The organism is Denitromonas ohlonensis (assembly GCF_007625205.1).
In the GTDB taxonomy this organism is placed as follows: Bacteria; Pseudomonadota; Gammaproteobacteria; order Burkholderiales; family Rhodocyclaceae; genus Nitrogeniibacter; species Nitrogeniibacter ohlonensis.
The window spans coordinates 286,058-300,394 of sequence record NZ_VMNI01000006.1; the positions used below are offsets into that span (position 1 = coordinate 286,058).

Annotated in this window: 12 protein-coding genes; 4 read left to right on the forward strand and 8 right to left on the reverse strand. The window is 65.4% G+C overall.

What is annotated here, in order from left to right; translation table 11 throughout:
• Positions 1 to 23: 23 nt before the first annotated feature.
• The 8 genes from putA to acuR all read right to left on the reverse strand — a co-directional run bounded on the left by putA (position 24) and on the right by acuR (position 10,059).
• On the reverse strand, positions 24 to 3,701 hold the full coding sequence (gene putA, locus FHP89_RS06905) for a trifunctional transcriptional regulator/proline dehydrogenase/L-glutamate gamma-semialdehyde dehydrogenase (RefSeq protein ID WP_144174919.1): 3,678 nt from the start codon (positions 3,699 to 3,701) through the stop codon (positions 24 to 26).
• A 71-nt stretch (positions 3,702 to 3,772) separates the two neighbouring features.
• On the reverse strand, positions 3,773 to 5,284 hold the full coding sequence (locus tag FHP89_RS06910; RefSeq protein WP_144174918.1) for an alanine/glycine:cation symporter family protein: 1,512 nt from the start codon (positions 5,282 to 5,284) through the stop codon (positions 3,773 to 3,775).
• Between the two features lie 56 nt (positions 5,285 to 5,340).
• Positions 5,341 to 5,772 carry a universal stress protein gene (locus tag FHP89_RS06915; RefSeq protein WP_144174916.1) on the reverse strand — a complete coding sequence of 144 codons (432 nt, stop codon included), beginning with the start codon at positions 5,770 to 5,772 and terminating at the stop codon, positions 5,341 to 5,343.
• A 387-nt stretch (positions 5,773 to 6,159) separates the two neighbouring features.
• Positions 6,160 to 6,753 carry an acyl carrier protein phosphodiesterase gene (locus FHP89_RS06920; protein ID WP_144174914.1) on the reverse strand — a complete coding sequence of 198 codons (594 nt, stop codon included), beginning with the start codon at positions 6,751 to 6,753 and terminating at the stop codon, positions 6,160 to 6,162.
• Positions 6,750 to 7,637: a LysR substrate-binding domain-containing protein gene (locus tag FHP89_RS06925; protein ID WP_260851511.1), complete on the reverse strand. Its 888-nt coding sequence runs from the start codon at positions 7,635 to 7,637 to the stop codon at positions 6,750 to 6,752. Before FHP89_RS06925 ends, FHP89_RS06920 begins: the two co-directional genes overlap by 4 nt.
• A gap of 81 nt (positions 7,638 to 7,718) precedes the next feature.
• Entirely contained in the window at positions 7,719 to 8,300 is a 582-nt protein-coding gene (locus FHP89_RS06930; protein WP_144174909.1) for a peroxidase-related enzyme, read from the reverse strand.
• 60 nt (positions 8,301 to 8,360) lie between these two features.
• Positions 8,361 to 9,344, reverse strand: a complete 984-nt coding sequence (gene acuI / locus FHP89_RS06935; RefSeq protein ID WP_144174907.1) for an acrylyl-CoA reductase (NADPH) — start codon at positions 9,342 to 9,344, stop codon at positions 8,361 to 8,363.
• 79 nt (positions 9,345 to 9,423) lie between these two features.
• Positions 9,424 to 10,059, reverse strand: coding sequence for an acrylate utilization transcriptional regulator AcuR (gene acuR / locus FHP89_RS06940; RefSeq protein WP_144174905.1), 636 nt, complete (start codon positions 10,057 to 10,059; stop codon positions 9,424 to 9,426).
• A 405-nt stretch (positions 10,060 to 10,464) separates the two neighbouring features.
• On the opposite strand from acuR, the gene FHP89_RS06945 reads away from it, so the two are divergent.
• The 4 genes from FHP89_RS06945 to FHP89_RS06960 all read left to right on the forward strand — a co-directional run bounded on the left by FHP89_RS06945 (position 10,465) and on the right by FHP89_RS06960 (position 14,316).
• Positions 10,465 to 11,073 (forward strand): QcrA and Rieske domain-containing protein, encoded by a 609-nt coding sequence (locus FHP89_RS06945; protein WP_144174903.1) that lies wholly within the window; start codon positions 10,465 to 10,467, stop codon positions 11,071 to 11,073.
• A 55-nt stretch (positions 11,074 to 11,128) separates the two neighbouring features.
• A complete protein-coding gene (locus tag FHP89_RS06950; RefSeq protein WP_144174901.1) occupies positions 11,129 to 12,850 on the forward strand; it encodes a methanol/ethanol family PQQ-dependent dehydrogenase in 1,722 nt (573 codons plus the stop codon).
• 96 nt (positions 12,851 to 12,946) lie between these two features.
• Positions 12,947 to 13,795, forward strand: coding sequence for a transporter (locus FHP89_RS06955; protein ID WP_144174899.1), 849 nt, complete (start codon positions 12,947 to 12,949; stop codon positions 13,793 to 13,795).
• 53 nt (positions 13,796 to 13,848) lie between these two features.
• Positions 13,849 to 14,316 carry a DUF1097 domain-containing protein gene (locus FHP89_RS06960; protein ID WP_144174894.1) on the forward strand — a complete coding sequence of 156 codons (468 nt, stop codon included), beginning with the start codon at positions 13,849 to 13,851 and terminating at the stop codon, positions 14,314 to 14,316.
• Positions 14,317 to 14,337 lie beyond the last annotated feature (21 nt).

The window sequence follows — 14,337 nt, forward strand, 5'->3', positions numbered from 1 at the left end:
GCATTCGCCGCCAGCCCGCTGCCTCAGGCGCCCATCGTCATCAGGCTGGCATTACCGCCGGCCGCGGCGGTGTTAACACTCAGCGTACGCTCATGCACCAGCCGGGCCAGGTCGTACTCCGGCTCGGCGCGTACCAATGAGGTAATCGGCGCGTCGCGCTCGGCCAGGCGCTGTCGCCAGGCGTCGGCGTCGGCATCCTTGCCATCGAAAAGCACGGCATCGACACCGGCGCCGAGCCAGTCGTCCTCGACCGACACCCAGGCCGTCAGCGTCTTTGGCAGCAGCCCGAGCAGCGCCTGGGCGCTGGCATTGGCGGCGAAGACGATGCGGTTGCCGCTGGCGAGCGCCGCCAATAGCTGATGCACCCGCGCCACCTGGTTGCTGGCCACGCCGGCCACCCGACCACGGGCGACGAAGCGCAGGCTGTTGTCCTCACCGGTGGGCCCGGGCAGATCGAGTTTGAGCCCCGACAGCCGGCGCGCCCGGTAGGCATCGGCGCGATCGCGCAGCACTTGCACATCGTCGCCTTCCAGAATGGCGCGCCCGCCGCCGTCAATCCAGTCGAGCAGCGCCTGGAAGGGCGCCGGATCGTCGATGACCGCCGCGCTCCGGCTGAGCACGGCACCCGGCGTGCGGCGCAGCAGGCGGTGCAGGTAGAGCGGCCCGCCGGCTTTCGGCCCCGTGCCGGAGCGCCCCTCGCCGCCGAAAGGCTGCACGCCCACCACCGCGCCGATCATGTTGCGGTTCACATACATATTGCCCACATGGGCGCGCTCGGCGATGCGCTCGATGCACTCGTCGATACGCGAATGCACGCCCAGCGTGAGGCCATAGCCCGAGGCGTTGATCTGCTCGACCACCTTGTCGATGTCGCGCGCCTTGAAGCGCATGACATGCAGGATGGGGCCGAACTGCTCGCGCGTCAGATCGGCCAGCGAGCCGATCTCGATCACCGTCGGCGCCACGAAGGTGCCTTTGGCGCACTCAGCGCCGAGCGGCATGCGGGTCACGCGGGCGCCTTTGGCCTGCATGTCGGCCACATGGCGCTCCAGATTGGCCTGCGCCTCGGCATCGATCACCGGGCCGATGTCGATGCGCACATCGGCGGTGTTGCCGATCGACAACTCGCGGGTCGCGCCGGCGAGCATCTCCAGCACATGGTCGGCAATGTCGGCTTGCAGACACAGCACGCGCAGCGCCGAGCAGCGCTGGCCGGCGGAGTCGAAGCTGGAGGCGACCACGTCAGCCACCACCTGCTCGGGCAGCGCGGTGGAGTCGACGATCATCACGTTCTGACCGCCGGTTTCGGCGATCAGCGGCACATCTCCGCCACGCGCGGCCACGGTGCGATTGATGATGTTGGCCACCTCGGTGGAGCCGGTGAACATCACCCCGCGCACCCGCGCATCGCCCACCAGCGCGGCGCCCACGGTTTCGCCGGGGCCGGGCAGGAGTTGCAGCGCGGCGTCCGGCACGCCGGCTTCGCGGAACAGGCGCACCGCGGCGGCGGCGATCAGCGGCGTCTGCTCGGCCGGTTTGGCGAGCACCGGGTTGCCGGCGGCCAGGGCCGCAGCCACCTGACCGGAGAAGATGGCCAGCGGGAAATTCCACGGGCTGATGCACAGCACCGGCCCGACCGGGCGATGGGCGCCATTGTCGAACTCGGCAGCCTGCGCGGCGTAGTAGCGGCAAAAGTCGACCGCCTCGCGCAACTCGGCCACGGCGTTGAGCCACGACTTGCCGGCTTCGCGCACGGCCAGTGCAATCAGGGCCGGGCCGTCGCGTTCCATCAGGTCGCCCGCTCGCGCGATGATGGCCGCGCGCTCGGCGGGCGCACGCATGGCCCAGGGGTCGGCCACCGCGTCGGCCGCGGCGAGCGCGACATCCACATCGGCGAGCGTCGCTTCGAGCACGGCCCCGACGGTGTCCGAATGATCGGCCGGATTCAGCACCGGGCGCGCCGCATCGGCGGACGCGCTCGGCAAGGCGTCGGCCAGCATGGGGGCGGCCTCAAATCGCCGGCCGGCGCTCTTGGCCAGCGCCTCGGCAAGACGCGCGCGCACGCCTTCGTTCGACAGGTCATAGCCAGCGGAATTCGTGCGCCCGGCACCATACAGCTCGGCCGGCAGAACAATTTTCGGATGTGGCGCGCCGCTCAGTCGGGCGGCCTCTTCGACCGGATCGGCGATCAGCTCTTCGATCGGCACATTCTCATCGACGATACGATTCACAAAACTGGTGTTGGCGCCATTTTCGAGCAAGCGGCGCACCAGATAGGCGAGCAGCGTCTCGTGGCTGCCCACCGGTGCGTAGATGCGCACCAAGCGGGCAATCTCGCGGCTGCTCACGACCTGATCGTAGAGCGGCTCGCCCATGCCGTGCAGGCACTGGAACTCGTAGCTGCCTTTGGTGTAGTCGGGCCCGGCCATGTGCATGATCGCCGCCATGGTCTGGGCGTTGTGGGTGGCAAACTGCGGGTAGATGCGCGCGCGCGCATCGAGCAGCTTCTGCGCGCAGGCGAGGTAGGACACATCGGTGAACACCTTGCGGGTGAACACCGGATAGCCGTCGAGCCCGTCAATCTGGGCGCGCTTGATCTCGGCGTCCCAGTAGGCGCCTTTCACCAGGCGCACCATCAGCCGCTGACCACTGCGTTCGGCCAGGTCGATGATGAAATCGAGCACGAACGGCGCCCGCTTCTGGTAGGCCTGAACCACAAAACCGAGTCCGGCCCAGCCGGCCAGCTCATCATCCATGGCCAGGGCTTCGAGCAGGTCGAGTGACAGCTCGAGGCGGTCAGCCTCTTCGGCGTCGATGTTCAGACCGATATCGAAGGAGCGCGCCAGCAGGCACAGCGCTTTGACCCGCGGCAGCAGTTCGGCCATGACGCGATCGGGCTGCGACCACACATAGCGCGGGTGCAGCGCCGAGAGCTTGATCGAAATGCCATTGCCGTCGACCACGCCGCGGCCCTTTGAATCCTTGCCGATGGCCTCGATGGCGCCGACATAGGCGTCCAAATAGCGCTGGGCGTCTTCAGCCGTCATGGCCGCCTCGCCCAGCATGTCAAAAGAGTACCGGTAACCGCGCTTCTCGGTGGCCTTGCCGCGCGTCAGCGCTTCGTCGATATCGCGACCGGTCACGAACTGCTCGCCGAGCATGCGCATGGCCAGATCCATGCCCTTGCGGATCAGCGGTTCGCCGCCACGCTGCATCAGCCGGGTCAGCGCGGTGCCGAGGCTCTGCTCGCTGCTGGTGGCCACCAGCCGACCGGTCACCAGCAGCCCCCAGGTGGCCGCGTTGACGAACAACGAGGGACTGTTGCCGAGGTGGGCACGCCAGTCGCCGTCCGACAGCTTGTCGCGGATCAGGCGGTCAGCGGTGGCCTTGTCGGGCACACGCAGCAGCGCTTCGGCCAGACACATCAGGGCCACGCCTTCCTGGCTCGACAGCGAAAATTCCTTCATCAGCGCATCGACGCCGCTGGAGCGACTGCGGTCGCCGCGCAGGCCGGCGACCAACCGGCCGGCCAGCGCATGGACCTTGTCTTGCAGCTCGGGCGCCAGACGCGCGGCCTCGACCAGCGGCGGCACACATTCGGGCTCGGGGCTGCGGTAGTGGGCGGTGATGCGCTCGCGCAGCGCGTTGCGCGGCGTGCTCGGCAGCGCGGCGGCCGCCGGGTTCATCGTAGCGATAGTCATGGATCAGAACTCCAATCTTGCCCGGCCGGGGCGGGGTGCACCGGCCGGGAGGTATCGAAAGGCCAGTGGATTCAGTGGAAACGCTTGATCTCGCCGGACGCCAGCTTGGCCTGGTATTGCGCCAGTTCGCGCTTGACCACGGGCATCAGCAGGTAGAGGCCGATCACGTTGGGGATGGCCATGGCGAAGATCATCGAGTCGGAGAAGTCGATGACCGGGCCGAGGCTCATGCTCGCGCCGATCACCACGCAGATGCAGAAGAACAGCTTGTAGATGTTCTCGACCGTCTTGTTCTCGCCGAACAGATACGTCGTCGCCTTCAGGCCGTAGTAGGACCACGAGATCATGGTCGAGAAGGCGAACAACACCACCGCCACCGCCAGCACCACCGGGAACCACGGGAAGGCGGTCGCAAACGCGGCCGAGGTCAGCTCGACACCGGTCAGGCCGGAGTCCAGCGTACCGCTGACCACGATCACCACGGCCGTCATGGTGCAAATCACCACGGTGTCGATGAAGGGCTCGAGCAGCGCGACGAAGCCTTCGGTCACCGGCTCCTTGGTGCGCACCGCCGAGTGGGCGATGGCCGCCGAGCCGATGCCGGCCTCGTTCGAGAACGCCGCCCGTTTGAAGCCCTGGATCAGCGCGCCGAGCACGCCGCCGGCCACCCCTTCGCCGGTAAACGCGCCGGAGACAATCTGACCAAACGCCCAACCGATCTTGTCGTAGTTGGAGATCATGATGACGATGCCGGCGCCGACATAGATGGCCGCCATGAAGGGCACGATTTTCTCGGTGACATGGGCGATCGACTTCAGACCGCCGATGATCACCATGCCCACCACCACCGCCAGCACCAGACCGATCAACCAGCCCTTGTCCGCAAAGAAGCTGGCGTCGCCGCCGGTGACGTTGGCAATTTGCTGCGCCGCCTGGTTGGCCTGGAACATGTTGCCGCCACCGATCGCGCCGCCGATGCAACACACCGAGAAGATCGCTGCCAGTGCACGCCCGAGGCCCGGCTTGCCGAGGTCGGCAAAGCCACGCGACAGGTAATACATCGGGCCGCCGGAAATGGTGCCATCGGCGTTCTCGCGCCGAAACTTCACACCCAGCGTGCATTCAGTGAACTTGGAGGCCATGCCGAGCAGGCCGGCCAGAATCATCCAGAAAGTCGCGCCGGCGCCGCCGATGGACACGGCCACCGCCACACCCGCGATATTGCCCAGCCCGACCGTTGCCGACAGCGCGGTGGTCAGAGCCTGAAAGTGCGACACCTCGCCCGCATCGTTGGGGTCGGCATAGCGCCCACGCACCAGATCGAGCGAGTGTTTGACCCCGCGAAACTGGATAAAGCCAAAGTAGATCGAGCACACCGCCGCCGCGGTAATCAACCAGCCGACAATCAGCGGAAACGACACGTCGCCGATCTGGACCGAGTAGAAAATGATGCTCACGATGAAGTTGGATACGGGGGCCACCGCAGCATTGATCGCCGCGTCGATGCCGCCGCCTTCTTGCGCCAGCGCGAGCGCGGGCGTCAGCGCGGCCACGATGGCGGCGCCCAGCTTGAAAATGGACATGGATTGTCTCCTGCGTATTTTTATAATGGGGTGCGCGTCGATCGGACGCACGAGACTCAGGGCACGACCGTGACCGGCACCGGCGAGGCCTGAATCAGCGAGATGCCCAGCGTGCCCATGAAGCGCGACGCCAGGTTCGAGGTGCCCTTGCGGCCGACGACAATGATCGAGTCAGGGTACTTGCCCGCGATCTCGCACATGATCTCGGCCGGGTCGCCATAGCGCACTTCGCTGCTCACGCTCAGCCCGTCGGTGCGCAGCTTCTCGCACACCGGATCGACCACCGCTCTGGCGCGGATCACCTCTTTTTCGCGCAGCTTGTGTCGCTCGGCGATCTCTTCCATGGTCAGAAAGCTGTAGGGCGACCACTCCAGCACATGGACCACCAGCACCGCAGCGCCCCGCCCCTTGGCCGCCCTGGAGGCAAACTCGAGCGCACGCTCGGATGGTTTGGTTCCGTCGTATCCGACGATGAATGTCTTGATCATGGTTCGGCTCCTCCTCTTGAGTGAGTGCCGGCCCCGGTTTTTCTGAACAGGCCGACGAACCAATTATGGTTCGATAATCGCAGCCAATGGCTCCATAATCTCCATTTATAAGACCATATAGTTTTGTTTTTTTTCGAAATTCAGACGTTTAGCCTGCAATGCGTAACAAGTGCAGCGCTCATCGCCAGCCCCCGCCGCGGGGCGGCACTGAGCCCACCGCCGATCACTCGGTCGGAGACGTTCAGCCATCAGGGGCGAAAGCACCGCGGAGAACGCACAGGGCCGGGCGCCCGTCGGGCCACACCGCGCCAAACGCAGGGCGGATAAGCGCAGTGCATCCACCGAACAACGCTACGACGCGGCACCGATGGCGGATGCGCCTGCGGCTTATCCGCCCTGCGGCGTCTTGAAACGCCTGGCGAACGCCTGTGCGTCGGCCAGGAATGCGACCGCATCCTCGCCAAAGCCGGCGTAGTGCGTCCGCAGCGCCTCGCCGCAGCCGAGGAAGGCGTCTGGGCGTTTGAGACGGCGGGCGATACGATCGAGCGCGTAGACGATGGAGTCCACCTCGCGGTAGGAACTCAGCCAGTCGTGCTCGGCCATGCGGGCAACCACCGGCGCGGCGCGCGCGGGCAGCCGATGGCGGTGCGCCGCGAGCAGGGCGTACTGCCGGGCGGCGTAGTCGGGCAGCGCTTCACCGGGATGCCAGATCGGCCACTCGGCGGCCAGAAAATGATCGTAGAACATATCGACCATCACCCCGGCAAAGCGCCGGTGCGGGCCGGTCACGCGTTCGCGGGAGCGCTGGAAGGCCGGGTGGCTGTCGGCGAAGGCGTCGATCGCACGGTGTAGCGCGACGCCGCCGGCGATGTCGGCCGGCAGATCGCCGGGCAGCGCGCCTTTCACAAAGTCGCCCGCCACCGCGCCCAGCCGCGCGCCTTCGTCCGGCCCGGCCAGCCACAGGTGGGCGAGAAAATTCACTCCGCCAGCCCCTCGCGCAGCCAGTCCATGAACTCGGCCACTTCGGGGCGCCCCTGATCGGCGGTGGCGCAGGTGACGTAGTAACTGAGGGGCGAGACGGTGGTCACCTCGGTGATCGGCACCAGTCGGCCCGAATCGAGCCAGGCCGCCGCCAGGCGGCGCGGGCTGATCGCCACGCCGAGGCCGGCACTGGCCGCTTCGAGCAGCATGCCCAGGTCGTTGAAGACCGCGCCGCGCTCGGGCTCGGACGCCGGCAAGCCGGCCGCCTGCAGCCACGCGCCCCATGGCAACAGCGGCGAACGCAGCAAGGTGGCAGCGGCCACATCGGCCACGCTGCGCAGCCCGTGGGCGGTGATGTAGGTGGGTGCGGCCAGGGGGCCGAGACGGTCTTCGAACAGACGATGAACCACGCCGCTCAGCTCCTTGCCATCGCTCCAGCGAATCGCCACATCGGCCGGCTCGGTGACTTCGGCGAGTAAGGGGTTGCCGACGTGGACTTCCAGATCGATGTCGTCGCGGTCCTGCAAAAAGGCGGGCAGGCGCGGCATGAGCAACTGGCGGGCGAAGGTCGGCGGGGCGGACACCCGCAGGCGCACCCTACCCGCGGCAATGCGCCCGCCCGAATGGGCCAGCGCGGTGAAGGCTTCGCGCACCTGGGCGAGGTACATGCGCCCGCCGGTGGTCAGACGCACGCCAGTCGAGCTGCGCTCGAACAACTGCATCGCCAATTGCTGCTCAAGCTGACGGATGCGATGGCTGACCGCGCTGGGCGTCACGCACAACTCTTCAGCCGCCGGCGCAAAACCGCCCAGACGCGCCGCGGCCTCGAAAGCGGCCAGGGCATGCATGGGCGGTACGCGGCGAAACAGGGGTTCGGTGCTCACGGCAGGACTCGTCTGACGGAATCCGGCCATTGCACCACAAATTGCCGGCGCGGACGATGTGCGGCCGGCGCCAGCGACCGATCAACTGCCCTTCGGCAGGCGCCCCATCAAATAGAAGGGCTCGTTCGGCGGAGTGCCGGTGAGGTGCACCAGGCGGTTGCTCATGGCAAAGAAGGCGGTGATGGCGCCAATGTCCCAGATCGCCTCGTCGTCAAAGCCATGCTCGCGCAATGCGGCCATGTCGGCGTCCTCAACCGCGCCGCCGTTGGTCGACAGCTTCATGGCGAAGTCGAGCATCGCACGCTGGCGGTCGGTGATTTCGGCCTTGCGATAGTTGGTGGCGAGCTGGTCAGCCACACGCGCGTTCTTGGCGCGAATGCGCAGCACGGCACCGTGCGCCACCACGCAGTACAGGCAGTTGCCGGCACCCGAGGTGGCCACCACGATCATCTCGCGCTCAGCCTTGGTCAGGCCCTCGTTCTTTTCCATCAGCGCATCGTGGTAGTCAAAAAACGCGCGGAACTCGGCCGGGCGATGCGCCAGCATGAGAAACACATTGGGGATGAAGCCGGCCTTCTCCTGCACACCGAGGATGCGCTCGCGCACATCGTCGGCCAGGTCGGTGAGTTCGGGCACGGGAAAACGGCTGATACGGTCAGACATGGGAACACTCCAGAGTCACACATCAAACACGCCGGGCGGTATGAGCCGCCCGGCACGGGTTTAGCGATTCACATCCACCACGACACGACCGCGAATGGTGCCAGCCATCAGCTCGCCCGCCGCGTCGATCGCCTCAGACAACGCGATTTCGCGGGTGATGAGCTCCAGCTTGCTCACATCCAGATCGGTCGCCAGACGGTTCCAGGCGTCAATACGGTCAGCCTTGGGTGCCATCACGCTGTCGATCCCCGCCAGCGTCACGCCCCGCAAAATGAAAGGCGCGACCGAGGACGGGAAGTCCATGCCCTGCGCCAGACCGCAGCAAGTGACCACGCCGCGGTACTTGGTGGTGGCGCACACATTGGCCAGGGTGTGGCTGCCGACGGTATCCACGGCACCGGCCCAGCGCTCCTTGCCCAGCGGACGGCCCGGCTCGGTGAACATGGCGCGATCCACAATCTCGGCGGCGCCCAGCGTCTTCAGATACTCGCCTTCGGCCGGGCGGCCGGTCGAGGCCACCACGGTGTAGCCCAGCTTGGCCAGAATCGCCACCGCCACGCTGCCCACGCCACCGGCCGCGCCAGTGACCAGAATCTCGCCCTTGTCCGGCGTCACGCCATGGCGCTCAAGCGCCATCACGCAAAGCATGGCGGTATAACCGGCGGTGCCGATCGCCATCGCCTGCGCGGGGGAGAACGCTGCGGGCAGCGGCACCAGCCAGTCGCCCTTCAAGCGCGCCTTCTGCGCCAGACCGCCCGGATGGACTTCACCCACACCCCAGCCGTTGAGCACCACCGCATCGCCGACCTTGAAGTCAGCATGCGAGCTGGCCATCACCGAACCGGCCAGATCCACGCCCGGCACCATCGGAAACCGACGCACCACCGGCCCCTTGCCGGTAATCGCCAGACCATCCTTGTAGTTCAGGGTCGAGTACGCGACCTTGACGGTCACGTCGCCCTCGGGCAGATCCTCGTCGTTCTGGTCCTTCAATTCGGCGCGGTAGCCGGCCTCGTCCTTGTTGATCACGATTGCTTTATACATAGTGTTCTCCTCTCTCTTTGCGACCCATCGTTGGGGCCAAACCAATTAGACCGATCGTCTATTTCCGGTCAAAAAAATGTCACCGTGTGACTGCGGTAAAGAAGCCGTCGGTAAAACAGCGCAGCGGTGTGTCGCTACGCATCAGGCGCGCCCGCAGCACCGCGCCCTCCCAACCCACCCAGAAAAACGCCGCCCAGTGCTCGCAATCGAGCTCCGGCGCCAACGTGCCTTCCGCCTGCGCCGCGCGCAAACACTGCGCCAACCGCGCCTGCCAGTCGGCAAACACCGCCTCCAGCCGATCGCGATACGACTCCGGCAAGGCACTCATCTCCTGCCCCAGATTGCCAATCAGGCAACCGCGTCGGAACTCATGCCGCGCAATCCCCGCCGCCGCGTCATCCACAAAATCCGAAATCCGCAACAAGGCCGGCCGATCCGCCGCCAGAAACCAGCGGTCCAGCTTACGTGCAAAGTAGTCGGCGTAGGCCGCGATCACCGCATGGCCAAAGGCTTCCTTGCTCTCAAAGTAATGATAGAACGAGCCCTTGGGCACGCCCACCTTCTTCAAGACTTCTTCAATCCCGGTCGCCGAAAACCCCTTCTCCGTCAGCGTCGCCATGCCACAACGCACCAGCGCATCGCGGGTGTCGAATTGATCATCCTGTCGTTTTGGGGGGCGGCCGCGACGGCGCGGCTCGGTGGTGTGTTCGGTCATGGAGTGAATATTAGACCGACCGTCTAGAAAAGCAAGATATTTTTTCTTTCCGACAACTTCCATCCCCCGAACATCGTTTCGCAAGTCGACATTCTGACGCTCCGGCACAGGCTCAACCGACCACGGCCAGCCTCCGGCACCGCCATCGGCATGACGATTCGCGTGTCCCGATCATGTCGCACAACTGTTTCAGCGCTGTCCTGGCTTTCTTGATTGAAGCGAATTGCTGCGCCGCACCGCGGCTCACCGAAATTTCCGGGGTACGACACCCACCAAGGCCGGAACGCCCGCCGACAAAAGCGATGACGCCGGCCAGCAAAAATCCGTTCGCATAATCCAGAAGAGTGGCCCGCTTGTTGCAAAAGAGCGGAAAAGAAAAATTTCAACCACGCGAAGGAGACATGAATGAAGTGTGACCACCCAGACAAGGCGGCCGGTTGCGGTGCCACGTGCAACCAGGCCAGACGAGCCGCGCTGAAATTGTGCGCAGGGGCGGTGATCGGACTGGTGGCCACCGGCAAGGACAGCGCGTACGCCAACGACGCGGCCACGAGCCGGCCTCAGGCCGGCGACCGACTGGTCCTGGCCGATGGTGACTCGGGCGCCACGACCCCGCTGGATCTGGCCGGCATCGCCGTAGGCGACAAGCCGCTGTTCGCCTATCCGTTTGACCCCGCCACCGGCACCTTGCGCGATGGCTCCCGGCTCAACCGTGTTGTGCTGATCCGGCTGGATCCGGCCGGGTTGGATGAGCGCACCCGCGGCCGGTCCGCCGATGGCGTCCTCGCCTATTCGGCCGTCTGCACGCATCAAGGCTGCGACGTCACCGAGTACAACCCGGACGAGAACGTCCTGTTCTGCTTTTGCCATTTTTCGAAATTTCATCCGGCACATGGCGGAGAAGTTGTCGGGGGCCCCGCGCCACGCAATCTGCCGATGTTGCCGCTCCGTCTTGAAGGTAGCCAACTGGTCGTTGCCGACACCTTCACTTCCCGACCCGGCGTCACCTCGTAAGGAAACCGCCGCGTTTTTTGCTCGACCCACCAAGAAGAACTGCAGGAGACACTACATGCACAAGCATCTGAAACCCCTCGTCGCCGCACTCATGCTCGCACCGGCGGTCGCGCTGGCCGCGCTGCCGCCCTACTCCGCCGTGACCGACCAGCGCCTCGACAAACCCGAGCCACACAACTGGCTGTCCTACCGCGGCAACTACGCGGGCTGGGGCTACAGCCCATTGAGCCAGATCACCCCGGAGAACGTGGGCAAGCTGACGCTGGCCTGGCAATACTCGACCGGCATGACAGAAGGACACCAGTCACCGCCGATGGTCAACAACGGCTACATGTACATCACGACACCAAACAACCAGGTGATCGCGATGGAAGCCGCGACGGGCAAGGAGCTTTGGCGTTACAAGAAAGCGATCCCCGAGGAACTGCAGCAGCTGCACCCGACCAACCGCGGCGTGGCGCTGTACGGTGATCGCGTGTATCTGGCGACGACCGATGCCAACCTGGTGGCGCTGGACGCAACGACCGGCAAGGAGCTGTGGCGCACTCAGGTGGCCGATTGGCGCAAGGGTTACTACATGACGCTCGCGCCGCTGGCCGCCAAGGGCAAGATCATGATCGGCTCGTCCGGCGGTGAATACGGCATCCGCGGCTTTGTCGCAGCCTTCGACGCGGAGACCGGCAAGGAAGCGTGGCGCACCTATACCATCCCCGCGCCGGGCGAGCCGGGCGGCGACACCTGGCCGGGTGATACCTACAAACACGGCGGCGGCTCGGTGTGGATCACCGGCACCTATGACGCCGACACCAACATTGCCTACTGGGGCGTCGGCAACGCCGGGCCGTGGATGCCGGACACCCGCGCCGGCGACAACCTGTACGCCAACTCCACCATTGCACTCGACGTCGACACCGGCAAGCTCAAGGGCTACCACCAGTATCACCACAACGATGCCTGGGACTGGGACGAGGTGTCCGCCCCGCTGCTGATCGACATGCCGTACAAGGGCCGCAATATCAAATCCCTGGTGCATGCCGGGCGCAACGGTTACCTGTGGGTGCTCGACCGCGAAAAGGGCGGCAAGATCGGCTTCGTGGACGCCTGGCCGTTCGTTGAACAGAACGTGTTCAAGAGCATCGATCCGAAAACCGGCCGGCCGACCTACGACCCGGCGCACACGCCCGGCACCGGCAAGACGGTGAATTTCTGTCCGTCGCTGTGGGGTGGCAAGGACTGGCCGCCCGAGGCCTACAACCCGAAAACGGGCCTGCTCTACATCCCGGCCAACAACCACCTGTGCTCTGAGCTCACCGGTGAGCCGACCAAGTATCAGGAAGGGCAGCTCTACATCGGCGTCGCGATCCAGGGGATTCTCACCAACGTGAGGATGGGCGAGAAAGCGAAAAAGTCGGTGGGTGAAGTGCAGGCCTGGGACATCAAGACCGGCAAGCAGGTGTGGACCCACACCTACCCCGAGATGAACTGGGGCCCGCTGCTGACCACCGGCGGCAACCTGCTCTTCGGCGGCGGCACCAACGACCGCGAATTCCGCGCCTTTGATGCCACCAGCGGCAAACAGCTGTGGCAATTCCCGGCGCCGTCCGGCGTCACCGGCGTGCCGTCGAGCTTCGAAGTCGATGGCGAGCAGTACATCGCCGTTCAGGCCGGCTGGGGCGTGGATGCCCAGCGCATGCAAGGCGCATTCGATGCCGTGCTGCCCCACAAGACCGTCGTTCCTCAGGGCGGCGTGCTGATGGTGTTCAAGCTCTCCCGCTAATCCGTTTCTCCGCTTCGTAACGCATCCCGATCCGCCAAAAGGCGGATCGCGGGATCACTGTCGCCAAAAAATCCGAATAAGACAAAGGAAAACATCATGACTAAACACTCATCACACGTGCGCCACCTGCTGGTCGGCAGCGCCCTGATCCTGTCCGGCCTGTCGGGTGTCGCCCAGGCACAGACCACCTTCGACGTGATCGGCCCGCACGAGTACGAGCTGCCGGTTGGCTTCGACCCGTTCAACGTCTTTGTGCAATACGCCTATGTTCAGCGCAACAACCGGACATTCAACACTGACGGCGACCGCGTCAAAGGCTCCGGCAGCACCGCCATCGTGGGCCTGTCGAAATACGTCCGCTTCTGGACCCCGGAATCGAACCCGAACATCGGTCTCGCCTACGAGGTCATCGTCCCCGAAATCAGCGTGCGCGATCACAGCGCCAATACGCAGACCAGCGGTCTCGGCGACCCGTTGACCGGCTTCGCCATCTGGTACAAGCCCACGCCCAACAGCACGCTCGGCTTCCAGTCCTTCATCCAGATCCCTGCCGGCAGCTCCGCGGTCAGCGACACCAACTGGAAGAACCTCTCCAGCGTGCTGTGGGATGTTCGCCTGACGGATCGTCTCGGCTGGACGGCGGACGCCGGCTTTGTGTTCCAGGGCGAAAAGACCAACGGTACAAAACCCGGCACGTCCTTCCACACCAACCATCGTCTGGGCTACCGCGTGAGCTATCTGGTCGAGCCCTTCGTGGCGCTGGACTACGAACGCACGGCCAAGACCTCGACGGTGGCCGGCAGCCATGTGCTCGACGCTGGCGTGGGCCTGATGCTGCATACCTTCGACAACCAGTCCATCACCGTGCGCTATTCCAAAAGCGTCAGCGGTGAAAACCATGCCGCCAACAACAGCCTCAACCTCAAGTACGCCTACGTCTGGTAAGCGCGCAGGCCGGCCCTGGCCGGCCTGACATCCAGATCACCAAGGAGACAACCATGAAATTCCTTCACGCCCTTGCATTGAGCATTGCCCTGCTGGTCGCGCTTTGGGTCTACCTGAGCGTCGGCAACCCGGAACTGCGCTTCACCCCCTGGATCGGCTTCGTCGCCTGGGCCGCCTACTTCGCCGCCGGTGGTGGCGCGGACGGGGTGCGCAAGTCGATCGCCGCCGGGCTGGCCGGTGCGCTGCTGACCGCTGTCACGCTGTTCGGCGTTCAGGCGCTCGGTGGCAGCCTGGTCGTCCTGATCGGCCTGGTCGCGATCCTGGCCTTTGTCCTGGTCGCGATGGCCGACATCCCCCTGCTGGCCTACACGCCCGCCGCCTTCCTGGGCGCCGCGTGCTTCTTCGGGTCGGGCGCCAAGCTGGATGTCAGCGCGGTGTTCGTCGGCCTGACCTGGTGCCTCGGCGTGCTGTTCGGCCTGATGTCCGAGCAGATCGGAAAACGCCTCGCCCGCCCGGCCTGAACGCCCTCCCATCGCCGACTC

Coding starts and splice junctions, on each gene's coding strand:
- putA (WP_144174919.1), bottom strand. CDS start 3,701: ATGACTATCGCTACGATGAACCCGGCGGCCGCCGCGCTGCCGAGCACG.
- FHP89_RS06910 (WP_144174918.1), bottom strand. CDS start 5,284: ATGTCCATTTTCAAGCTGGGCGCCGCCATCGTGGCCGCGCTGACGCCC.
- FHP89_RS06915 (WP_144174916.1), bottom strand. CDS start 5,772: ATGATCAAGACATTCATCGTCGGATACGACGGAACCAAACCATCCGAG.
- FHP89_RS06930 (WP_144174909.1), bottom strand. CDS start 8,300: ATGTCTGACCGTATCAGCCGTTTTCCCGTGCCCGAACTCACCGACCTG.
- acuI (WP_144174907.1), bottom strand. CDS start 9,344: ATGTATAAAGCAATCGTGATCAACAAGGACGAGGCCGGCTACCGCGCC.
- acuR (WP_144174905.1), bottom strand. CDS start 10,059: ATGACCGAACACACCACCGAGCCGCGCCGTCGCGGCCGCCCCCCAAAA.
- FHP89_RS06945 (WP_144174903.1), top strand. CDS start 10,465: ATGAAGTGTGACCACCCAGACAAGGCGGCCGGTTGCGGTGCCACGTGC.
- FHP89_RS06950 (WP_144174901.1), top strand. CDS start 11,129: ATGCACAAGCATCTGAAACCCCTCGTCGCCGCACTCATGCTCGCACCG.
- FHP89_RS06955 (WP_144174899.1), top strand. CDS start 12,947: ATGACTAAACACTCATCACACGTGCGCCACCTGCTGGTCGGCAGCGCC.
- FHP89_RS06960 (WP_144174894.1), top strand. CDS start 13,849: ATGAAATTCCTTCACGCCCTTGCATTGAGCATTGCCCTGCTGGTCGCG.